The following is a 22,879-nucleotide window of genomic DNA, read 5'->3' on the forward strand; positions in this document are numbered from 1 at the left end:
AACTTGCGGGGGCACTTCGATATCAGTTCCACAAAAAGAGGCTTAATCGCCAAATAACTGTGTGAGTTGATATTTTCGGAACGACGCTGGTCCTATCAGGTCGTCGGGGGGAACTGTTGCATCGATCCGATGTGACTGCGCCCTGAACCAACGGGTGGGAATCTGACAATCTGGCGAGGGCACCATGGCGATCAAAAGTGCGACTGCAAATAACGAAGTTTTTCTCCAGGGCACGTTTCTTGGCATCGGCATCAACGCCGATGGGACGCTCGGCACCACCAAGGGCGCGCCAAAGGGATTGACGAGTGATGTCGATACCGGGTTGTACCGGGTCGGCATGATCGCCGATTTTGACGGGTTCGACACCGGCAAGAAGATGGTCCTGAACGACGTCCTGCTGCAAGGCCGGGCGATCGAAGGCTTCAACATCGGTTACAAGACCGGTGGCAGCACCTATGTGCAGAGCAACATGCTGCTGACCGGCTTTTCGGAAGTCGACGGCAAGCTGACCGATACGTCGAACAAGGCCGTCGCGTCGGCCACCTGGAACGGCAAGACCACCGAGAACCTGGGCATTTCCCAGAAAATCTCGCTGGCCGACGATGCCAAGTACATCCGTATCGACGTCACGCTGACCAACCAGTCGGGCGCGGCGATGACCGATCTGCGCTATATGCGCTCGTTCGATCCCGACCAGTCGGACAAATACGCCACCAAGAACACCATCGAAAGCCAGGGGAAAAACGGCGCGCTGGTATCGGCGTATGTCAATTCGACGAACCCGTTCTTCCTGTATTCCGACGACGATCGGGCGGTGGCGTCGTTCTATGGCTTCGTGAACTCCGATCCCTATGCCGCCGCAGCCTATGACAAGCCGCAGGCCGAAGGATATACGAAGACGATCGACCAGACGCTGAACCTGACCTTCGGGATCGGCACGCTGGGCGCCGGCCAGTCGACCACGATCACCATGTACATGGGCGTGACCGACAATCTGAAGGCGACGATCGCACAGATCAATGCGAACGCAGGCGACACCCCGACTGCCCCGCCGTCGCCGCCGCCGCCGCCGACCAACGACGCGCCCGACGCGGTGAACGACAGCTTCAAGCTGAAGCAGGACGGCAGCGTCAAGGGCAACGTCCTGGCGAATGACAAGGACGCCGATGGCGACGCGCTGAGCGCATTGCTGAAGTCCGGTCCGGCGCACGGCACGATCAGCTTCTCGGCCGATGGCGGGTTCGTATACACGCCCGACAAGGGCTTCAGCGGCACCGACAGCTTCGCCTATACCGCCTCGGACGGCAAGGCGACGGACTCGGCGACGGTCACGCTCAGTGTCGAAGCAGCGCCCGTACTGCCGCCGGTCGTGGTTCCACCGGTTGTGGTTCCGCCGGTCGTCACCGACCTGCTGGACCGCGTGGGCACGATCAACGGGTCGTCCTCGGCCAGCGAGGTCCTGAGCGGCAAGTCGGGTGCGAACACCTTCTATTTCGACGAAGGCGTGACCGGCAACGACCGCATCGTGAACTTCGAGAAGAACGACGTGCTCGTCCTTGAAAAGGCATTGTTCGACGCCAACAAGGATGGCCTGATCGCGCTGAGCGGCAACGTGCTGTCGATCGATGCGCCCAAGATCGGCGACATGTTGCGGATCGACGGCGTGAGCGCGCTGCGCTTCCTGGGCACCGACGATGCGGGCAATTCGGTCTATGCCGATGCCAGCGTCCGCCCACGCGGCGCCAAGGAAAGCACCCTGGCCGACAACGTCTTTGCCGGTGACAAGGGCGACAAGAAGAAGAACGTGTTCTTCTTCGACACCGACCTGGGCGCCGATCTGGGCAGCGACACCATCAACCTGTTCGGCAAGCGCGATCTGATCGCGACGACCACCAAGCTGACCGACGGCAATGACGACGGACTGATCGTCGGCAACAACGGCCTGTTCAGCCTCGGCGACGGGCTGGGCAGCATCGCGCTGAAGGGAACCAATGGCGCGGCGGTGTCGACGATCGAATATGACGGTTCGACCGTCCGCGGCGACGTGACCTATTATGTCTACTCGCTGGTCGGTTCGACCTCGACCGATGTGAGCGATCTTGGCTTCTAAAAATTTTCTAGTTCCGAAGATGCGCTAGTCGCATCTTCGAGTACGGCGTACGGCGTACGGCGCGCCCCGCCTTGGCAACAAGGTGGGGCGTTGTCGTTGCGCCGGAATAGCAGCAACAGCTATCACCAAGTGACAGGAGATGGCTCTGGCAAGCAGCAGTGCATGCTCGGCGCCGACAGGACTTGCTGCCGTGACCTGCCACAACCACAGGAAACACTTTGTTTCAGCAGTTATTGTGTTCGCTTTCTCGCGGATATATGTTATACACTACGAAACTCGTCTTATTGTGTGTGCACAGTCAATAGGATCGGGGATCCCTATGCTGGAGGTTTCAGACGACGTTGCTCGGCAATTTTACGAGCATCTGCACAATTCGCTTTCGACCAATGCCCGACTTGCTGCTGCGATGGATTTGCGCAGGCTGGAAAGCTGCATTTTGATGGCGCTCGGCGATCCCGAGTTGCAGCGCATGCGCAGGAGGAAGGCTACAATCGAGCGGTGTCGCATTATCGAACTGAGACCGCTCTAGCCAAGCGTCGGCGATGCCCATTGGGGCAGCTCTAGAGGTCGCGCCTGCCGTTGCGGCGTAATATCTCTTCAAGCACGCTCGGTTGCAGCGGATGTGCAAAATCAATGCCGGCTTCGCCGTCTGCGCGCCAGGCAACCCAACCTGTCACGCTGTCAAACCGCGGGAGCAGGACGTTGACGCAGGTGCCAACGGACGAGGGCGTCTCGGCCCGAATCCGACAGCCTCGATTGGAGATATCCAGAACCCAGCACCGGTTCCTGCCACCCGTAGGTAAGGTGACCGCCGCGTCCCAATCCACCAAGATCCGAATGGCCCTTCGCTCGTCGCACAATATCGGTGCGACATGGGGGTGCCACTGGGGATCAATCCTCATTCCAAGCGCATAGCGCGCTGATACTTAATAGTTAGTCTATATGCCGTTGTTCTGCATGGGAAGGTCAACAAAAGACAAGATTGGGCCACCCTTGCGGACAACGGTTGCGGCTCGGATGCTTGCGCCGCCGCGAACGCGGATCATCGCTTCGATAGCGGGATGTGCGGGCATGGATTATTTCGCCGAACGGACGAAAGAACCCTGCCCCTGTCGCAGGACAGGGTTCTTCCCCGGAAGGCTCAGGAAAGAGGAGGCAGAGCTGCGGTCGAGTTGGCCGTGCCGTAATAATAATAGTCCACGCCGTTGACCGTGTTCATGCCCAGATAGGTCAGGGCATCGACATTGAAATCGACCTGGCCGCCGGGGCCGGTCGACGGATCGCTGCCATCCGGGCCAGTGGCACCCGATGTGTCGAGCACTTCATTGGTGCTGAAGGTGATGATGCCGTTGCCGGTCTTGTCCCACAGCTTGCTGGTGGTGACGAACAGATCGTCGTCGCCGAAGCCGGTGACCGTGTCGCCGCCCAGGTTGAGACCCAGGCCATTGTCGTGCAGCAGCACCCGTGCGCCGCCGCTCATGTCGATGGTGTCGTCGCTGACGTCGCCTTCGAGAACGTTCGCTGCACCGAACTGGGTGTACAGGTTGAACAGCGTGTTGGCGTCGGCATAGACGTGCTGATCGCTGTTTTCTTTCGCGCCCAGGTAGCGGATGACGGTAAGATCGTCACCGCCTTCACCAACGAGCTGGAACTGGTCTGAACCCGCACGGCTGTTCCCGCCGCCGAACCGGTCGACGTCGAGCACGCCGTTGGGGCCAAAGGCAATGAAGCCATCATCGTTGCCGTCGAAGATCTTGCGTCCGACAAGAAGCGAGTCATCGCTTCCGAAGTTCAGGAAAGTGTCGTCGCCGCTCAAACCGTTTTCGACGACGAAGGCAACCGCGCCGCCGGCACCATCATAGGAGCCATCTGCATTGTCTGCTTCAACGAACACGTCAGATGCAGTCGATATCAGAACGCTATTGTCGCGGAAGGGCATGTCAGTCTCCTTGATCAAAGAATGATTATTCTTTTCCCGAAGAAACAGCGGGGTACGCCAAATAGATTATTAACTCTTAATTAGGGAAGAATCAAGTAATGGATAGGCGGGGTGCCGCAACAAATCCTCATCGACTTGAGGAATGCAGACGCATCAAGTGTTTGTAGAGTCGGCATATTTGTTTGACGCGCAGGTCTTATGCAAGCTGCGCGTTCTCCGGGTGATATCGTCACAGGTTAAGTGAGAGATCGTGACCGAGGCACAAACGCGCCGAGTCGCAGTGCGACCGATCGCTGGTCCCCTCAGACGGCTTCAGCTAGGATTCTAACGCGTCCGACCGCAGTGCGATGGATCGCCCGTGCGGGAAGGCCGACTGCGATACTGTCATCCGGGATATCGGATCGCACGACGGCATTGGCCCCCACATCGACGCGATCCCCTATGCGAATGTCGCCAATCAGCTTGGCGCCGGCATAAAGGACGACGTCATCGCCGATGCATGGGTAGTGACTGGCCTGGTAATCGCCCCGGCGCGCGCCGCCAATTGTGACCTGCTGGTATATCGTGCAGTTGCTGCCGATACGGGCACCGGCGCCGATCACGATCCCCGACCGGATGCGGAAGTTTCAGGCCGGGACCGATCCGGGCGCCGGATTGAACGAAACAGCCAAAATCGCGACGCAGGCGGCAATCGGCCCAGTTTCGCAGGCGGCGAAGGCGCGGGCGATCGAAATGTTGCGCCAGACGGATCAGCGCCACCGCGCGATGGCGCCCGCCATGGGCGTGGAGCATCCATAGTGCTCGCAGGACGTGATCGACCCGGCCCGGCCAAAGGCGTCGAATGCCAATGCCTGAAGCGGCGTGACATTGTACGACGGATTGCCCCTGGTCTGCTCACCTGTCGTCACGCCGCACCTCCATGCCGCCCCGCAGCATATGTACGCCGCCGCCATATTGCCGCCAAGCCCGTTCATGCCGGTTGCAAGCGCCGATCGCGTTGCCGGTCCGCAACGATCGGAAGCCGGGGACCATCGCAAGACGTAGCCACGGCGAACATCACGATATTTCAGCTTGGTAATATAATGTTAACATGTATGTTCTGACCGTGTCTGTAGGGCCGTGCCGCATGCCTGTGCTGTTGGTTGATTCTGCGATTGCTGCTGTTCAGGTTGTGCCTGCGCCGCTGTGGCGTGGCGTCACCACGATCGCATTGCAGTGCGACGGTGATCGCAACGGCCTTTGCGAGCAACTGGCCGACCGCGCGCGACGGGGGGCGCCCGTGCACATCGCTACCGCCCCGGAAGCGGCGACCACCGCCACGCTGCGGGTGACTGCGGCGTTCGGGCCGGCCGATGCGCCATTGTCGCTGACGCTGGCGGCCGATCGTCCGGTTCCGATGGATGATGCCCAGGGCACCCGGTTGCCGCGACGCTTCGTCGCGGCTGCCGGCGAAGCGGTGCCGCAGTTTTTCGATCGCGCACTTGATGCCGTCCTGCCGTGGCGAAGCCGACGGGGGCCGGGGCGCGTCATGCAGTTACCAAAAGGGGAAGTTTTGAGATGAGCGATCACGATAGCAACGAGCCGCACGTCGAACGCGATTGGCCGGGTGTCGGCGGCGAAACCCCCGAAAGCCTGTCGCTGGATCCGTTTGCCGGCGGCACCGCCAACGACAAGATCATCCTGAACGTCGCCCAGGTGGCAGCGAACCTGAACCGCAGCGGCTACAGCTGGTACCTGAACAACTATGGCGAGCTGGACGATGGCGTCCTGAATTTTGGCTACTGGGCGAATTACGAGGAACTGGCGAACAGTTATTACGTCAATATCGACAGTACCTCGGCATTTTCCGAAGCATTCGACAGCGCCGCGTTCTCGGTCCTGAATGCCGGACAACAGACGTTGTTGCGTGAAAGCATCGGACTATGGGATGATCTCGTCGCCATCTCGTTCCAGGAAACCAAGTCGTTCAACGCCGATATCGTCGTCGGCAACACGGATACCGGCGGGGCACAGGCCTATGCCTATCTGCCGTTTGGCGATACTCTGGACGCATCGTACCTGACCATCGGTTTCGAAGAGATCGGCCGCCTGGGCGGTGACGTGTGGATCGACGGCTTTGTCAGCTCCAACTTCGCCCCGCTGGACGACAGCTTCTATGCCAAGACCACGATGGTCCACGAACTGGGCCATGCGCTGGGATTGAGCCATCCGGGCGATTACGACGCGCTGGACGACGACGACGGCGACGGCGTGCCCGATCCCATCACCTATGCCAATGATGCGGCGTATGCGCAGGATTCCCTGCAATATTCGATCATGAGCTATTTCGACGCCTATGAAACCGGCGCGCAGCATATCGATTGGGCAAATCTGCGCTTCGGCTATGCCGCGACGCCGCTGGTCCATGACATCGCCGCGATCCAGCGGATGTACGGCGCGGACCCGACCACCCGCACCGGCAATACCGTGTACGGGTTCAATTCGACCGCGAACCGCGCCGAATTCGACTTTGCCCAGAACAAGGCGCCGATCGTCGCGATCTATGATGCCGGCGGCAACGACACGCTCGACTTCTCGGGCTGGAACACGCCGTCGCTCATCGACCTGAACGAAGGCGCATTATCCTCGGGTGGCGGGATCGAGACGTTCCTGTCGCTGGCGGAAGTCAACGCGAACCGCGCCGAACTGGGCCTCGCGCCACGCACCGAGGCGACCTATAACGCCTATATGAACCTTGCCGCCGGCCTCGGCATCAGCTCGGGCCTGTACAAGGACAATATCGCCATCGCCTATGGCACGGTGGTCGAGAATGCGATCGGCGGCGGCGGCAACGACCGGCTGATCGGCAATCAGGCGGACAATCGCCTGACCGGTGGCGCCGGCCGCGACATCTTCGAGTTCCGCAATGCCGGGACGACCGGTGTCGACGAAGTCACCGACTGGACGCGCGGCGACATGCTGGCGGTGAACCAGAGCCTGCGCGACGGCAATGGCGACGGCATCATCACCTGGACCGGTCCGACGCTGCGCCTCGATGTCGGCGACGGGGACGCGGTGCGCCTGACCGGTGCCAGCGGCAGTGCCGGATTGCGCCTGATGGGTGAAGTCGACGGCATGTTCTATTATGCCGACGCCCGTATCGCCCCCACCGCAAAGGCGGGACAGGTCGTGCGTGTCAGCGATTTCGGTGACGACATGCTGGGGGGAGGCAACAGCCGGACGGCGTCCGACATATTCTTCTTTGATACGGCCAATTCGATCGCCGGCATGGGTGCCGACCGCCTTGCCTTCTCGGCCCGCGACCTGATCGTGACCACCACGGCGCTGGCCGACGACAATGCCGACGGCATCATCCGGTTCGGCGACGATGGCATCCTCGACCTGTCGGGCATCGGCGGCACGGTCGCGATTTCGGGCACCAACGCGCTCGAATTCGACGGCATGATCGAACAGAACGGCATGCGCTATTATGTCTATAGCGCAATCCGGTCGGCGGTCGGTGTGGGCGACATCGACTTCTGATCCCGGGTCGGCAGATCCGACACGAAGGGGCAGCCGGCCACGGCTGCCCTTTTTCGTGACGGGGCAGGCATTGTCGATGGTCGCCAAATCAGGCGGGGTTTGCTATGACCGGTGCATCGATCATCCAGAGGGACACCGGACCATTGCAGCCTGAACACAAGCTGGTCACGGTCATCGTGCCGGTCTGGAACAATCCCGATCAACTCGAACGCTGCATCGCAGCGCTTCAGGCGCAGGACTATCCCGCGGACCGGTTCGAAATCGTCGTCATCGACAACGGATCGACCGACGACACGATGGCCCGTGCGCAGGCGACCGGTGTCCGGGTGCTTCAGCAGACCAAGCCGGGTTCCTATGCCGCGCGCAATCTGGGCATTGCCCAGACCAGCAGCGACTATCTGGCCTTCACCGATTCCGATTGCATCCCCGATCCGCAATGGCTGTCGACGGCGATGGCCCGTGCCGTGGCGGAACCCAATCTGGGCGTGGTCGCAGGGCGCATCGTCCTGTTCAACGAAAGCGGCGGCGAAGCACGGCGGTGGGCCGAATGCTATGAGGCGATGGTCGCCTTTCCCCAGCATCAGGCGGCGCTGGGCACCTGTGCCACCGCAAACTGGTTGAGCCCGCGTGCCGCCATCGTCGAAGCGGGCGGTTTCGACGAAACGGTAAAGTCGGGCGGCGATCATCACATGGGCATGAAGGTCCGGTCGTCGGGACGCGCCATGCTGTACGAACCGGGCATGGTCGTGCGGCATCCGACGCGCGCGACCTTTGCCGCGCTGCTGGAAAAGCGGCGGCGGCTGACCGGCGGACATTGGGACCGGACGCAGGGGCGCATGCGCCTGATCCGGGCGCTGGCCAAGAACAGCCTGGAAACCGGTCGTCGGGGCAAGAAGGTGCTGCTGGCGAACGACGCGCCGATCGCTACCAAATTAAAGGCCGAAGCGGTGCTGGTGGCGCTTGGCCTGGCCGATATCGGCGAATATGTCCGCTTGAGCCTGGGCGGACGGACGGTCCGGTGAACACCGCGCGTCCCGTGACCCGGGCCATGCGACCCGGTGCCGTCTCCGACACGATGTCTGACGCGGCGGATAAGGCAGTCGCGCAATCGCTGGTTTCGACCATTCCGGTCATCGGCGTTACCTACAACGCCATTCTCGCGTTCATGGCCGCACACGGCGTGCCGATGAACAATTCGATCGTGGTCGTTACCGAAGTGGCAATCATCTTTGCCGCACTCGGCCTGTCCGTATATTCCGGGATACGTCGGAGCGACCTGCTGCCGCTGTTATACCTGGGATTGTCGGTCGGGCTGGCGATCATGATGTCGATCGTTGCCGAACTTGCGTTTATCGAAGGCCTGCGCAACGTCCTGATTATCACCAGCTTCACCATGCTGGGCGCGCGGGCGAATGAAAAGGCGGTGCGCCTTGCCTTCACCTTGTGCGCGGCAATCACGCTGGCCGTATTGCTGATCGAGATATCGAGCACCGAGGCCTATGCTTCGCTGTTCCGCCCGGCCGACTATCTGTCCAAGACGCGCGGATACGCGATCAAGGAATTCTACGAGGAAACGGGTCTGGCTCTCGGCACGATCGCCTATGAAGGGCGGTTCAGCTTCGGCCTGTTCGATGGACCGCGGACGTCCTCGATCTTCCTTGAACAGGTCAACATCAACATCTTCGCCATCGTGTTGATGATCTACCTGACCTCGATGTGGAACCGGTTGTCATGGGCCGAGCGGGTGCTGGCACTGGTTACGATCTTCACGATCGTCGTGACCAATAACGCCCGGATGTCGGCGATCGTCGCGCCGATATTCATCATTGGGTATTTCGTGTTCCCGCGTTTGCCAAGATATTCCAATGCGCTGATTCCCGTCGTGTTGCTGACAACGACCTTTGTCGTCTTTGAATTCGAGCGGGTCCGCTATGGCGACGATCTGATCGGGCGAATTGCGACTACCTACCGCGCGCTGACGGGGCTGTCGGCCAGTGACATCCTGTTCGGCAACCATGACCTGATCGCAAGGAGCGGCGATACCGGCTATGGATTTGTCATGGTGTCGACGAGTATTTTCGGTGCTTTGGCCTATTGGATCTATCTGACCCTGGTTATTCGACCCGATGGAGTCACGTGCCGGCGAACATTGTGGTCGATGAGCGTGTACATCTATATCTGGCTGCTGGTCGGGGGTACGGGCTCGTTCTCGATGAAGACCGCGCCGCTGCTGTGGTTGCTGGTCGGGTTTGTCCGGGTGAACGAGTTCGGGCGGAACGCCTCGCCCCAACCCGAAGCCGAACCGGCTGCCACGGTGCGGCGGATCGGACGCCCGATCGCAACGGCCTAGCGAGTAGGCCGGTCCTTGCCGTCCTGGCCGGCAAGGACGCGGCGATACAACGCTTCGAATGCATCGACATGGCCCTGCCAGCCAAACCGGCCGGTGACGGTTGCGTCGATCGTCGCCGCGTCGGGCATGGTCACCTGTGGCCAGTCCTGCGCGAAATCCCGCGCCGTCGCGGCATCGGTGAAATCGACGATCCGTCCGAACCCCAATCCCTCGACCGTCCGGCGAAACGGCGGAATGTCGTTGAGCAGCGGATACAGGTGCGCCGACGCTCCTTCGATCGCGGCCAGGCCGAACCCTTCATAGGTCGATGCAGAGGCATAGACCGACGATTGCCCGATCAGCTCGGCGATCCGGGCGTCGCTGGGCGTGTCGATCACCTCTACCCGGTCGGCGATGCCGAGCGCCGCGGCCTGGGTGCGCAGCGCGTCCAGGGGCACACCCATCGGCCGACCCGCCAGGATCAATCGCCAGTCGGGATCGGCGTTCAGCAACGCGGCGAACCACGCGACCAGCGCCTCCAGCCCCTTGTTGGGCGCCAGACGCCCGAAATACAGGATCGTGCGGGCATCGCGGTTTGCCAGCCCGCGGAATTTGTCGACTGTGACGCCATTTTCGATCAGCTCCAGACCGCGCTGCCGGATCTGTGAGAAACGATCGAGATCGGACTGGCTGGATGCCGCGACGGCGGTATAGCGGGTCAGGAGCGTGCGGGTAATGCTCTTGAAATACAGCAATTTCGCTCGGCCGGCGAACTGGGTGTGGAAAAAGCCCCCATGGGTGGAGAGCACCAGCGGCCGGCCATGGATGGGTCGGGTCAGCGCCAGATAGTCCGACAGAAAATCGACGCCGTGGACATGCACGAGATCCGGGGAACCCAGCGCCCCCAGCACCTTGGGGGCCAGCGGATAGCGTTTCGAACCGCGCCACGGTACGCGGCGTATCTCGATGCCGTCATGCGTTTCGGCCGCGGGCAGCGTCTGCGCTTCGCGCTCGTCGAAGATTGTATCGAGCGTGGCGACACGCACCCGGTGGCCGGCGGCAACCTGATGCCGCGCCAGTTGCAGCACGCATTCTTCCATGCCGCCAATACCGGGGTAGAATTGTCGTACGACGTGAGTGACCGAGATCGGTCGCGCGTCCGGCATGATGCCTCCTTTGGTCAATCGGCGCGAATGCGCAACCGCGGGCTGATCATCTGCTGATAGGCAGAGGGCGGGCAGGTCGCGCGCTGCGCCTTGGGGCATTCGATCTTGAACGGATAACGATCAGGCCACAGCCGCCCGCCGCCCCACCAGGTGATACCCCGCAATACGTCGGCATTGGCGCGGATCGCGGCTATCGCCTCTTTGCCCACCGCCTTGCAGCTTTCGGGAATGCCGCCGTAATTTCCGAACGCCGCTTCGGTGATATAGCCCTGCAGCCCGCGCTTGCGCAGTTGCGCGGCGAAGGCGACGAAACCGCTGCGTTCGCGCGGAGCGCCGTTGCGCTGGCGGCACGCAGCGGCAGTACCCGACCCATTGGCGTCGAAATAGCGGTGCCCGTTCATATAGGTCCGGCCCAGCGGATCGAGCGTACCCGGTGTCCGGTCGAGCGCACAGCCGGCGCTCTGGCACGGTTTGTCCCTGGCCTCATGCTTGTCGAACCGGGTCACCGCCGAATAGCCGGGCCATTCGAGCAGGATCGGATGCCGGATACCGTTGCGGCGCAGGCCGGCGACAATCTGCTTGGCATCGCTGGCCCATTGCATCCATTCGACGCCCTTGGGTTCGTTGTTCAGGTCGAGCAGGACCGAACCGTCATCGGGAAATTGACGGGCAAAGCCGGTCCAGAACGCAATCTGTTCGTCGACCGGCCGCCAGCTATAGCTGTGATTGTCCAGAATGAACGGCACGTCGCGGCTGCGCGCATAATCGGTCAGCGTCCGCAGTTCGGCGATGCGATCGGGGGTCATCCGGTCGGTCTTGAAAGGATAGCGGATCAGGTCGAACCGCAATTCCTCGACATAATGCCGCAAGTCGGCAAGCTTTGGCCGAACGGCATCCGTGCCGCGTGCCTCTCCCCCCGACAGGTTCACGCCGAACCGCGGCGGGGCCGCAGCCTTGCCGGCGGGGGAGGTTTCTTCCGCCCCGGCGGCATCGCCCAATATCAGCGAACCGAGCGATTCCCCTTCCGTGTCGTTGAACAGCAACCACGTCGTTCCCAGTGCGGCCACCAGGAGCAATGCCGCAATCAGCAACATCACGCCCGATCCGCGCTTCCGGACGGCGTACGGGTGGGAGGTGGCGGACGACAGGGTCACCGGGGGGCCTTTCGCCTGAAACGTTTCGTCAACCGCCCGGCATCGCCGAGCAGTTCGATCATCAAATCCCCCAGCATCCAGCGCGGCCGCAACAGGATCAGGATCACCCCCAGTGTCGCCACCGCCGATCCGGCCGCGACCAGGATCGCGATTGGCGGCAATGCTGCGGCGCGCATTCCAAGGACGACCGGTGCCGCCACCAACGTGCAGGCAAGCGCCAGTAGCGCGCCATGCGCGTGCACCCGGACAAAATCGACAAATCCGACGCCGGCCAGACGACAGGCGTTATAGTTCACGATCAGGTAGAAGGCAGCGACCGCCACGCTGACCGCCCCCGCCACCGCGACGATGCCGTACGGATAGGCGAGCAAGCAGCCGCCGATCACCATGCCGGCATATACGATCTGGTTGGTGATCATTGCCCCGGTCGCCGCCTTTGCCCGCTGCAGCGATCCGCTGATCTTGGTGCCGAGGCGCAGATAGGTGACCGAGCACAGCACCGCGAACGGGACGATCACCGCGACCCAGCGCGGACCCAGGATCAGCAGGATCACTTCGGGCGCCAGCAGGGCGAGGAGCGCCGATATCGGCAGTCCGAAAATCGCGGTGAGCTCCAGCCCGCGCAGGAATGCCGACCGCAGCCGGGCCGGATCGTCCTGTACCTTGGCCATTGCCGGAAATACGATCCGCTCGGCGATCCGGCTGTACAGGTCGGCGGGCACGTTCATCAGGTTGTAGGCGCGCGAGTATAATCCCAGCGCGGCGGCATCCATGGTTCGCCCGACGATCGCGTTGTCGGCGCGCAACGCAAAGAAGTTGATGACCTTCGACAGTGAAAATCCCGCTCCCCGCCGCATCAGCCGGGCCGCGCCGGCGCGCGTGAGCAGCGGCCGCATCGGTGGCCGCACCAGCAGGACCAGCCACAGCGCCTTGACCGTGGTTTCGGCCAGCGTCGCCACGACCAGCGTCCAATAGCCCCAGCCTGCCCAGGCCAGTGCGATGCCGATCACGCCGGTGCCGATCACCCGCGCCATCAACTGGGCGATCATCACGCGCCGCACTTCCAGGTCGCGGACCAGCACATTTTCCGACACGATGCCGAACGACTGGATGATGAACACCAGCGCCAGCACCCGGATGACGGGTTCGACACCGGCAATGCCCATGAAGTCGCCGGCGAACGGCGCCAGCAGCTGCGCGAGCAGGAAATAGCCGACGCCGTTCAGGAACACGATCGTCCCGCCGATGCGCAGGTCAGTGCGCGTCAGGTTCGGTATCTGGACGATCGTCGCGCCGATGCCGACTTCGACCAGCAACGAGGCGAGCTGGATGAAGATCGCGGCACCGGCGATGACGCCGAAATCATCGGGGAACAGGATGCGGGCAAGGACGGCGATGAAGCCGACCTCGACGACCTTTGACGACAGTTGCAGGACCGTCATCCAGCCCGCGCCCACCGCAAGCTTGCGCTTCATCGAACCTTCGACAGGACGACCCACGGTTTCGTTATCGACGCGATTTTCATCCGTCATGCGCAAGAACCTAGTCGGCAGAGACAAGTCCTCGGACGCGGCCGGAACCGCGCATGGATAGCGATATGCGGAAAGGTCAGAAAATACGCTCGCGGACGAACAATACGTCGTTCGGCTGAACCAGCGCCGACAGATCGGCATCGCTTTCCTGGCCGGCACGATACAAAGTGATCTTGCGCTCCGAACCGGCCAATGTTGGTCCGCCGGCACGGGCCAGCGCCTGACGGATCGTCATCTGGGGCACGATACCGAAGGTCCCGGCGTTGCCGACCTGGCCATAGATGTAATATTGCGGCGCGGACGTCGCAAACAACGCATCGCCGGGCAACAACACGATGTCACGCGCCTCGTTCCGCGCAATCAGGGTAAGGTTGTAGCGTTCCACCGTACCGCCGGCACGCCGCAGCACCACGGTATCCGAAGCGCCCTGCTTCAATCCGCCGACGCGCGCCACGATTTCGCTCAGGGTCAACGGCCGGTCGAGCGGGACGAGCCCCGGACTGGCGAATTCACCCAGCATCGTGACGGTGCGGCTCGCATATTCGAGGATCTCGACGTTGACGATCGGATTGGTCATCAGCCCGCCGCGCTTGAGCTGCGCCTCGATCGCGGTAGCCAGTGCCTGTGTCGTCTGATCCGCGGCACGCACGCGGCCGACCAGCGGCAGCGTGATCGAACCGTCGGACTTGATCCGGGTCTTGACCATTGCGCCGCCCTGCCCGTGGATCTGCACCTCGATCTGGTCCTCCGCGCCGAGCTGATACCCCTGCCAGCTCGACTGGGCAGCCGCACCGGGTACGCCGGCCATCGGTGCCAACAGCAGGGCGATCCCTGCCAATGCGAATGCCTTCATCGTCCCGTCTCCGTTCGCCTAGAAGCTCATCGCCGCCGTCAGCGTGGCCGCGAGGCTGTCATAATCATAGAAATCATTCTCTGCGTCACGCCGCCGATAGCGGCCCGAGAGGTCGAGGTTGATCGGTCGGGCCAGGCGATAGCCGATGCCGGCGCGGGCATCCAACTGTTGGTCCTGGCCACGCGGCCCGAACTGGAACACCCGGTCTTCGCCGGCGAAGTCGCGCTTCGACAACTGGACTCCGGCGTTCGCCGATGTGCGTGCGCTCAATTTCACGCTCGAGCGTAGTTCGACGCTGTCCGATACATAATAGCTGGTACCCAGATTGCCGCGACCGCTGACCTGACGGCCAAAGCCAAGGGTCAGGTTTATCGGCGGCGTTGGCTGATAGGTCAGGCTGCCCTGATAGGTCAGGCCGGAGAAGCTGGGTACGTCCACCGTCCTGGGATCGACATTGGTATAGCCGACCTGAAGCGTGGTTTCGAAGCGGGTGCCGACATCGCGGCTGAAACGCAGCGCGACCGTCCGCACATCGGTTTCGTCCTGCAACAGACCGGCAGGCGTAGGGTCGCGGCGCGCGCGCTGGATGCGGGCGATCTGGCCGAACAGTTCGAAATCGCCGATGCTGGGCCGGGCATAGGCAATTCCGAACCGCGCATCGACGATGGACTGATCGCGTTCACGCCGGATTTCGGAATTGTCGACCCTGTAGTAGCCTGCACCTACTGTCGGATAAAAACCGGCAGGACGGGGGCACGAGGCCGTGATGTTATAGTCCTGAATCGTAGCGGCGTTGGTCACGACCTGGCCCAGATCCTCCAGATCGGACTGGGAACGGACCAGGGATGCAGTCGGGTTGATGCGACACCGTGGCCCGAACCGCAAGTCGAGGCCGCTGTTGAGAGCCAGTTGTTCGCGGTTGAGAAAACGGAACCTGCTGTTGAAATTATAGCCGGCATAGCCGGTGGCATAGGCGCGCTGGCGGCCAAAACGTCGGTCGAAATCGACCGCGACGCGCGGCGACATCGACACATTGTCGGTCGGGCCGCTGATCCGTTGTTCGCCCAGGCGCAGGATGTTGCTGTCATAAGTTTCGACCAGCTGCGCAGACAATTCAAACCGATTTTCCTGCGCATATGCAGAGCCCACCATCGCCACCTGGCCGACAACCGCTCCGACCATCAAGCCGCGAATCATGTAACAGGTCCCCCGGATACGCCGCACCGTCAGCCAACGGCAACTACGTGAACGGCGCTGATTATTTCATACGACGGCAAGCGTCAAAGTTTCATGACCGGGTGGATTCGCCGCCGAATTGCAGCGCGAGCCGGTACCGGACCAGCGCCAGCCTGGTGCGATAGGCGAACAGCATCGCCGACGCCTTGGCCGCAAGGGGCGCGGTGGCCGGATCAAGGGCCGCGATGTCAAGAAATGCGCGACGCGGCGGCGGCAACTGGCGAGCGCAAAAGGCCAGGCAGTCGGCCCAGCCCGGTTTCCGATCCCGCTCGCCGCCCGCGACCCGGCGCACCCGCTTGAGCACTTCGGACGGGCTGGAGCGGGTCGGATGGCCGACCCGCGCCGATGCGACATAGCGGCCGGGCCCGATCTTTGCCCAGGCGCGGTTGCCCCATTCACGGTCGCCGCCCGACTTCATCGTGGTGGCGAACGGCCCCACCGCCCGCATCGTGTCGGCGGTCGTCAGCATGTTGGCCGTCATCGCGAAATGGACCTGCTCGACAAAGCGATGCTGCGGGAACCCGGACGCCAGGTCGAACAGTTCGGCGGCACTGAGCCCCGTCGGCCGGGTCGTGACCAGATCGATCGCACCGCCAACGAAACTGGGCGGATTGTCGCCCAGCAGCGGCGCCACGCCCTCCTTCAGCCAATCGGCATCGGGCAGGCAGTCGGAATCGGTAAAGGCAAGGATGCGACCGCGTGCCGCGGCAATGCCGGTATTGCGTGCCGCGTAGGACCCCGGCGTGGCTTCGTACAGCCAGCGGACCATGGGATAGCACGACTTCAGCGCCGTCATATCCTGTGTCGATGCATTGTCGACGACGATGATTTCGGCGTCCGACCCGATCGACTGCGCAAGCAGCAGGTCCAGGCACAGCGCCAGTCGCGGACCGTCATCATAGGTGGGCACGATAACGGAGATGAGCGGCGCGGTGTCAGTCATGGTTCGGGCTGTATCCGTTTCCACTTGGAGCTTCCCGTTCTGGATCGATCATCCGATGTGGCCGGTTCCATCGAAGCGGGTTCAGCCCCCTATGCTGCACTGCAACCGACTTGACCAGACCGACCCGGAAGGCCATGCCGCGACGACGATCCTTATGGAACCGGGGGCGAGATGAACAAGGGCAATGTAGTCTTTATCTCTGCCTTTCACGATTACCGTACCGCAAAGCGGGCAAGCATTCATCAGATCGCCCATGCACTTGCGCGCAGTGGCTATGGCGTTTCTTTCCTGTCGACGCGGTTCAGCCGGCTTTCCCGGTCCAAGGGGGATTCCCGCCTGAACCTGTGGGATCGGGCCAACCGGTCCGAAATGGTCGACGGAATTCGCTGCTATCTGTGGCGGACGCAATTGCATCCCTTCGCAACCGGCAACGCGCTGGCCGACCGGTTGATGGGCCCGCTGTTTCGTCTGTATGCGCGCTGGCCCAACCGTGAGGTCGATGCGCTGCTGGCCGATGCGGACCATGTCATTGTCGAGGCCAGCGTCGCTGCGATCCTGCTGCGTCGTATTCGCCGGCTCAATCCGCGCGCCCGGATCATCTATTATGCAACCGACCGGCTCGAGACGGTCGGTGCCCATCCCTATGTCCAGCAGCGCTTGGCCACCGATGCCGGCCTGATCCATCATGTCAGCATGCGGTCCTGGTTGATGGCGCCCGATTTCGCATGGGCGCCCAACCGGCTGACGCGGATCGGTTTCGGCATCGACCCGGCAGATTTTGCCGATATCGGTCGCAACCCGTATGCGCCAGGCACCCGCAACGCGGTGTCGGTCGGTTCGATGCTGTTCGACGAAAGCTTCTTTCATCACGCCGCCGCCGCGTTTCCTGACGTCGTCTTCCATGTGATCGGCTGCGGCCGACGGTTTCAGGCACCTGCCAACGTCGTGGTGCACGACGAAATGCCCTTTCGCGATACCCTGCCCTATATCGCGCATGCGACGATCGGGGTGGCGCCTTATCTGGATGCGCCCGGCGTCGAATATCTGGCGGAAACCAGTCTCAAACTCGCTCAATTTGAATATCTGGGACTACCGGCGGTGTGCCCCGATTTCGCGGTCGGCGAAGTCGCGTCACGAACCCCCTATCGCCCGGGTGACGCCGGCTCGATCGAACGGGCCGTGGCCGCGGCGCTGACCGCTGCGGGTACGGTCCGGCCACGATCCTTTCCCCGGTGGGAAGAAATTGGCGAACGGTTGCTGCATCCGGAGCAATATCCGGACACCCGGTCGCCCGAAGGATCCGCAGGACTTGTCCGTGCAGCGGTTAACCCATAGGCAATATCGCATGTTATCCACGCCGTTCCACCACTGTCCGTCAGGGAAAGGCAGTCCAGTTTCCATGCCTGTCGGAGATAATGATGCTGCGTGAATGGTTCGGCCACCTGCGAGGTTGGTTGACCGGCCGGTCACACCAGCTTGCTCTGCCCGATCCGTTGCGCCGTGCGTCGCAGGCGGCCCGTGCCCCGGCGCAGCGTCCCCCCCCGGCGGTGGCTCCGGCCGGGCCGGCGCCGATCGTACCGGAGCGTGCCGTGCGGATGGCGGACCGTACGCGCACGCTGGCGATCCGGCTGTTCGGCGCGCATCAGCCCGTGGACAATCCGCGCGACCTGTTCGGCCGTCAGCGCGAACTCGATACCCTGACCGGGGCGGTGATCGATTCCCACATGCACGCCGTGATCTATGGCCCGCGCGGCAGCGGCAAGACGTCGCTTGTTCGTGTGTTCGGCGATCTGGCCGATGCGCGTGGGGTGTCGGTGATCTATCTGTCCTGTGCCGGCGGCGGCGATTTCGGCGAATTGATGCTGCCCTATCTCGACGAGATCGGGCCGGCGGCATTCGGGATGCGTGCCGACGACTTCGCCAATGCAATGGTGCCAATCCGCGCGGCCCCAACCCCGCGATCGGTCGCCACGATGCTGGCGCGTATCGAACGGGATGATGTCGTCCTGATCCTGGACGAATTCGACCGGCTTGAGGACAAGGAAACCAAGGGGCAGATCGCCCTGCTGATCAAGCTGCTGTCGGACATGCGATCGCGCGCGCGCCTGATCTTCGTCGGTATTTCGGGCGATGTCGGCGACCTGATCGACGTGCATGCATCGGTACGGCGCCACATCCTGGCAGTGGGGCTTGCCCCGATCGCCGATGCAGATGTCGAACGCTTCATTCAGACGACGAGCCAGGCAATCGGCCTGCAGTTCGACGCCGCCGCCCTGTCGCTGCTGCGCTGGCTGGTGTGCGGTTCGCCCTATCACATGCGGCTGCTCAGCCTGCACAGCTGTCTGTGTGCGATCGAACAGGACCGCCGTTTCGCCGATACCGATACCGTGCTGGCCGGTGTCGCGCGCGCGCGCGCCATCTGGCGCGAGACCAACATGCGCGACGACGCGCTGTTCGCGACGCTGGTTCGCGACGGTCGCTTTCCGCTTTCCGCGATCGAGGCCTTTGCCCAGACGGCGGCAATGCGACTGGAATTCACGCCCGATGATCTGGCCGGCGCGCTGGCAGCGACGGGCACTGACCCGACGATCATGCCGCAACTGATCGAGGCTTTGTCGCCAGCATTGGGTCGGCTTGATGACAAGACAATGCGGTTGGCATTCGAGGACGTACTGGCACCGCAATTCCTGCTGACCTTCTGCGCCACGAAACGTTCAGCGACCAAGACCGGCCAGTCCCGGATCATCAGCGAGGGGGGACAATGAACGCCTGGGATTATGTCGAGGGGCTGCGGGCCCGCTGGCGTCTGATCGCCCTGACGACGCTGGTCGTGTTGGCGATTGTCGGAATATGGACCTGGACGTCGCCGCGGACCTATACCGCCGCGGCGACGCTGTTGTTCGACACCCAGCAAGCCGATCCGGTCGCGTCCAAATCCGGCGGCGGTCAGACCAAGGCGGCGGCGCTGATCGGGACCCAGGCGGACATCATCCGCAGCGTCTATGTCGCACAGCGCGTGGCTCGCAATCTGGGCATGGACCGCAATCCCGAACTGGTCCGGCAGTATCAGGCATCGAACAGCTCACTCCCGATCCAGGAATGGATCGGCCGGCGCATCACCAAGCCGCTTGAGATCCTGCCGACCCGCAACACCAGCGTCCTGGCCGTCAATTACAAGAGCGAGGACCCGGCACTGGCGGCGCGTCTGGCGACCGCCTTTGCACAGGCCTATGTCCAGGTTCAGCTGCAGCTCCGCATTGATCCGGCGCGGGTATATTCGCAGTGGTTCGAAAGCCAGATCCGCGAGGCGCGCGGCCGACTGGAACAGGCACAGGCGCAACTGACTCGGTTCCAGCAGGAACGCGGCCTGGTCGGCGCCGGTCGCTTCGACATCGAACAGGCACAGCTCAGTGCGCTCAGCCAGCAGCTGACCGTCGCCCAAGCCGATGCCGCGCAGTCGCGCGCCAAGGCAGGAAGCAATATCGGCAGTTCATCCGACGCCCAGCAATCGCCGGTCGTACAGGGTCTGGACAGCCAGATCGCCGGCAAGTCGGCGGCATTGCAGCAGTTGCGCCAGTCGCTTGGCCCCAACCATCCGATGGTGGAATCGGCCAATGCCGAGATCGCCGAGCTGCGCGCCAGGCGCGCGCAGGCGGTGGGTGTTGCCGTGTCCGCCGTACAGACCGCCAATGCCGCCGCGCAGGCGCGCGCCGGTGAACTCAGTGGGCTGGTCAAGGCCCAGCGCGAACGTCTTTTGCGGCTGTCGGGCGCTCAGGACCAGATGGCGGTGCTCCAGCGTGACGTCGATACCGCACGCAACGCCTATGACGCGGTTACCGCCCGTTTGAATGAAGTGCGGCTGCAAAGCGAGGTGCCGCTGAGCAATGTCAGCTTGCTCGACCGTGCGGTCGCGCCGACTTTGCCGTCCAGCCCGAACGTCGCGCTGCGGTTCCTGCTGGGACTGCTTGCCGGCCTGTTCGTCGGCATCGCCGCGGCATTCTTCCTTGAATGGCGCAATCCCAGGGTGCGGACGATCGGCGGGCTGGTATCGCTGACCGGCGTGCCGGTGCTGGCCGACCTCAACCGCGAGCCAAAACTTCTGGGTTCGGGAGCAATGGCATGAGGCTGCGTTCAAGTTCGGGTCCGGCCGCTGCGACGCCGGGCGATGGATCGATCCCACGCAAAACGCACCGGGCAGACGCACCGTTGGTCGACGCCACCGCGCTCAGTGAAGAGGATCGCGACCGGATCGCCCAGTATCAGACCCGTACCGGCGCCAGTTTCAACACGGCTGCCATCGACCTCGGGCTGATCGATCCGGACGCGATGCGACAAGCGTTGATGCGCCATGCCGAAGCAGGCCAGCTGATCGATCCCGACGCCACCGGGGTCGACCGGGCAGTGGTCGCCGCCTATGCGCCCGACGATCCCCTGTCGATCAAGCTGCGCGAGCTGCGATCGTCGTTGCTGACCGTACTCGATCTCAACCGCGACGCATTGTCGGTCGTGGTGCTGGCAGGCTGCGGCACCGACGATACCGCCGGGGTCGCAGCGAACCTGGCGACGCTGTTCGCGCAACTGGGCAAGCCCGGTATCGTCGTCGATGCCAATTTCGACGCGCCGGCACAGGATGCGTTATTCGGGGTCGCGGCGGACGAAGGGGCAACATCGCTGCTCACCGGCGGCTCGGTCCGCGAGAACTGCGTGGTCGAAACCCCGGTGCCCAATCTGGACCTGATCGCGGCCGGCGCGGCGATTTCCGGCCTGAGCGAAGCCGTCGAGCGGGTGTCCTTGGTCGAACAGCTGCGCGCGCTGCGTGGCGGGTATCGCTTCGCGATCGTCGATGCCGGCAATCAGCCCGCCGACATCGTGGCGGCAATCGCCCGCGGTGCCGATGGCGTGCTGCTGCTGGCTGAACGGCGCCAAACTCCGATGGAGTCGGTCCGCGTGCTGATGGATCGTCTGACCGCCAATGACGTGCCCGTATTGGGCAGCGTTCTGGTCCGCTGAACCGATAAGACCCGGCGGCAATGCGATGCCGCCGGGCAGGTGCGCGCGGGTGTTACCCGTCGCGGAACTGGCGCAACCGCCGGGCCAGGATCGGGCGACCGATCCGCGCCCACATGGCCGGGCGATCGTGCAGTGCCGCCAGCGCACGGATCATGCGGACCTGTCGGCCGGGATATTCGGCATGCGCGCGTTCGACGATCGGCCAGCCCTGCTCGACCTTGCCCTCCACCATCATCCGCGCGCCGAACCATGCCAGCTTGCGGCCGAACATCGGCGAAGGGCGGCGCAGAAACGCTGCCGGCGCGCCGTATTGATCGATCGGATCGCGCCCGCCATCATCCACGATCCGGGCACATTGCACGGCGAAATCGGACAGATAGGCCTGGAGCAGCAATTTCGCGGGATCCACGCTGACACCGCCTTCGGGCTTGTAGCGCCGGTACAGTATCTCGGGCACGATATCGTAGCCGCACAGACGCGACATGCGCAGCCACAGGTCGCGATCCTGCGCGAAACGAAAAAAGTCCCGGTAGCCGCCAACCGCATCGAACGGCGCGCGGCGGAACATTACCTCGCCATGGGTGAACAGTCCGCGCGACAGCAGCGTCGAATGGAAATCCAGCCCGCGCGGCGCCTTGAACAGTCGCGATCCCGGACCGTCGGTCTCGTCATTGTCGACCCAGCAGCCCACCACCCCGATATTTGGGCTGTCGACCAGCACCTTTGCCTGTCGCGCGATGCGTCCCGGCAGCGACAGGTCGCCCGATCCGTGAACGGCGATGAACTCACCGCGACTGGCGGCGATCGCCTCGTTCATCGACGCGACGAAGCCGCGGTTCTCGCGGGTAATGATCCTCAGCCGCGGGTCGTCAAGCTTGCGCAGTTCGCCCAGCGTGTAGTCGCGCGATCCGTCGTCGACGACGATGACCTCCAGGTTGGGATAGTCCTGCGCCAGCACGCTGCCGATCGACTCCGCCACCCGGCCAGCGCGATTGTAGAAGGCGCTGACCACGGAAACGAGCGGTAATGCCGGCATTGAAGTTCCTGATGCCTGGATATGGGTACCGGATACAGAAAGCGGGCAG

At 63.1% G+C, this 22,879-nt stretch carries 18 protein-coding genes; 9 read left to right on the plus strand and 9 right to left on the minus strand.

Annotated elements, in window-relative coordinates; genetic code table 11:
• Window positions 1–184 precede the first annotated feature (184 nt).
• On the plus strand, window positions 185–2,110 hold the full coding sequence (locus CA236_RS03970) for an Ig-like domain-containing protein (RefSeq protein ID WP_125944628.1): 1,926 nt from the start codon (window positions 185–187) through the stop codon (window positions 2,108–2,110).
• 331 nt (window positions 2,111–2,441) lie between these two features.
• On the opposite strand, the gene CA236_RS03975 is transcribed toward CA236_RS03970, so the two are convergent.
• Together CA236_RS03975 and CA236_RS03985 are read right to left on the minus strand one after the other, a co-directional pair.
• Window positions 2,442–2,660: a hypothetical protein gene (locus CA236_RS03975; RefSeq protein ID WP_125944629.1), complete on the minus strand. Its 219-nt coding sequence runs from the start codon at window positions 2,658–2,660 to the stop codon at window positions 2,442–2,444.
• Between the two features lie 591 nt (window positions 2,661–3,251).
• The gene (locus tag CA236_RS03985; RefSeq protein WP_125944631.1) at window positions 3,252–4,049 is read right to left on the minus strand and encodes a hypothetical protein; all 798 of its coding nucleotides are present in this window, start codon (window positions 4,047–4,049) and stop codon (window positions 3,252–3,254) included.
• A 564-nt stretch (window positions 4,050–4,613) separates the two neighbouring features.
• On the opposite strand from CA236_RS03985, the gene CA236_RS03995 reads away from it, so the two are divergent.
• The 4 genes from CA236_RS03995 (at window position 4,614) to CA236_RS04010 (ending at window position 8,593) form a co-directional block, all read left to right on the plus strand.
• A complete protein-coding gene (locus CA236_RS03995; RefSeq protein ID WP_125944632.1) occupies window positions 4,614–4,847 on the plus strand; it encodes a hypothetical protein in 234 nt (77 codons plus the stop codon).
• Window positions 4,848–5,175: 328 nt separating this feature from the next.
• Window positions 5,176–5,610, plus strand: a complete 435-nt coding sequence (locus tag CA236_RS04000; protein WP_125944633.1) for a hypothetical protein — start codon at window positions 5,176–5,178, stop codon at window positions 5,608–5,610.
• Window positions 5,607–7,571, plus strand: a complete 1,965-nt coding sequence (locus tag CA236_RS04005) for a M10 family metallopeptidase (RefSeq protein WP_125944634.1) — start codon at window positions 5,607–5,609, stop codon at window positions 7,569–7,571. Before CA236_RS04000 ends, CA236_RS04005 begins: the two co-directional genes overlap by 4 nt.
• Before the next feature lie 104 nt (window positions 7,572–7,675).
• Complete coding sequence (locus tag CA236_RS04010; protein WP_125944635.1) at window positions 7,676–8,593, plus strand: glycosyltransferase; 918 nt, start codon at window positions 7,676–7,678, stop codon at window positions 8,591–8,593.
• A 1,324-nt stretch (window positions 8,594–9,917) separates the two neighbouring features.
• Here CA236_RS04010 and CA236_RS04015 read toward each other — a convergent pair.
• The 6 genes from CA236_RS04015 to CA236_RS04040 all read right to left on the minus strand — a co-directional run bounded on the left by CA236_RS04015 (window position 9,918) and on the right by CA236_RS04040 (window position 16,784).
• Window positions 9,918–11,066, minus strand: a complete 1,149-nt coding sequence (locus CA236_RS04015; protein ID WP_164518843.1) for a glycosyltransferase family 4 protein — start codon at window positions 11,064–11,066, stop codon at window positions 9,918–9,920.
• Between the two features lie 14 nt (window positions 11,067–11,080).
• Window positions 11,081–12,160: a cellulase family glycosylhydrolase gene (locus tag CA236_RS04020; RefSeq protein ID WP_164518844.1), complete on the minus strand. Its 1,080-nt coding sequence runs from the start codon at window positions 12,158–12,160 to the stop codon at window positions 11,081–11,083.
• Between the two features lie 56 nt (window positions 12,161–12,216).
• On the minus strand, window positions 12,217–13,695 hold the full coding sequence (locus CA236_RS04025) for a lipopolysaccharide biosynthesis protein (protein ID WP_164518845.1): 1,479 nt from the start codon (window positions 13,693–13,695) through the stop codon (window positions 12,217–12,219).
• Window positions 13,696–13,828: 133 nt separating this feature from the next.
• Complete coding sequence (locus CA236_RS04030) at window positions 13,829–14,605, minus strand: polysaccharide biosynthesis/export family protein (RefSeq protein WP_125944639.1); 777 nt, start codon at window positions 14,603–14,605, stop codon at window positions 13,829–13,831.
• A gap of 18 nt (window positions 14,606–14,623) precedes the next feature.
• Window positions 14,624–15,802, minus strand: a complete 1,179-nt coding sequence (locus CA236_RS04035; RefSeq protein WP_125944640.1) for an outer membrane beta-barrel protein — start codon at window positions 15,800–15,802, stop codon at window positions 14,624–14,626.
• A 91-nt stretch (window positions 15,803–15,893) separates the two neighbouring features.
• Window positions 15,894–16,784 carry a glycosyltransferase family 2 protein gene (locus CA236_RS04040; RefSeq protein WP_125944641.1) on the minus strand — a complete coding sequence of 297 codons (891 nt, stop codon included), beginning with the start codon at window positions 16,782–16,784 and terminating at the stop codon, window positions 15,894–15,896.
• A 171-nt stretch (window positions 16,785–16,955) separates the two neighbouring features.
• On the opposite strand from CA236_RS04040, the gene CA236_RS04045 reads away from it, so the two are divergent.
• The 4 genes from CA236_RS04045 to CA236_RS04060 all read left to right on the plus strand — a co-directional run bounded on the left by CA236_RS04045 (window position 16,956) and on the right by CA236_RS04060 (window position 21,794).
• Complete coding sequence (locus CA236_RS04045) at window positions 16,956–18,119, plus strand: hypothetical protein (RefSeq protein ID WP_125944642.1); 1,164 nt, start codon at window positions 16,956–16,958, stop codon at window positions 18,117–18,119.
• Window positions 18,120–18,379: 260 nt separating this feature from the next.
• Window positions 18,380–19,549 (plus strand): ATP-binding protein, encoded by a 1,170-nt coding sequence (locus CA236_RS04050; RefSeq protein WP_164518846.1) that lies wholly within the window; start codon window positions 18,380–18,382, stop codon window positions 19,547–19,549.
• A complete protein-coding gene (locus tag CA236_RS04055; RefSeq protein ID WP_125944644.1) occupies window positions 19,546–20,907 on the plus strand; it encodes a GNVR domain-containing protein in 1,362 nt (453 codons plus the stop codon). The genes CA236_RS04050 and CA236_RS04055 overlap by 4 nt, the downstream gene beginning before the upstream one ends.
• Window positions 20,904–21,794 carry a hypothetical protein gene (locus CA236_RS04060; RefSeq protein WP_125944645.1) on the plus strand — a complete coding sequence of 297 codons (891 nt, stop codon included), beginning with the start codon at window positions 20,904–20,906 and terminating at the stop codon, window positions 21,792–21,794. Before CA236_RS04055 ends, CA236_RS04060 begins: the two co-directional genes overlap by 4 nt.
• 52 nt (window positions 21,795–21,846) lie before the next feature.
• Here CA236_RS04060 and CA236_RS04065 read toward each other — a convergent pair whose 3' ends face one another.
• A complete protein-coding gene (locus tag CA236_RS04065; RefSeq protein ID WP_125944646.1) occupies window positions 21,847–22,830 on the minus strand; it encodes a glycosyltransferase in 984 nt (327 codons plus the stop codon).
• Window positions 22,831–22,879: the final 49 nt, after the last annotated feature.

Origin of the sequence: Sphingomonas sp. ABOLG, from assembly GCF_003950435.1 — a bacterium.
GTDB lineage: Bacteria > Pseudomonadota > Alphaproteobacteria > Sphingomonadales > Sphingomonadaceae > Sphingomonas > Sphingomonas panaciterrae.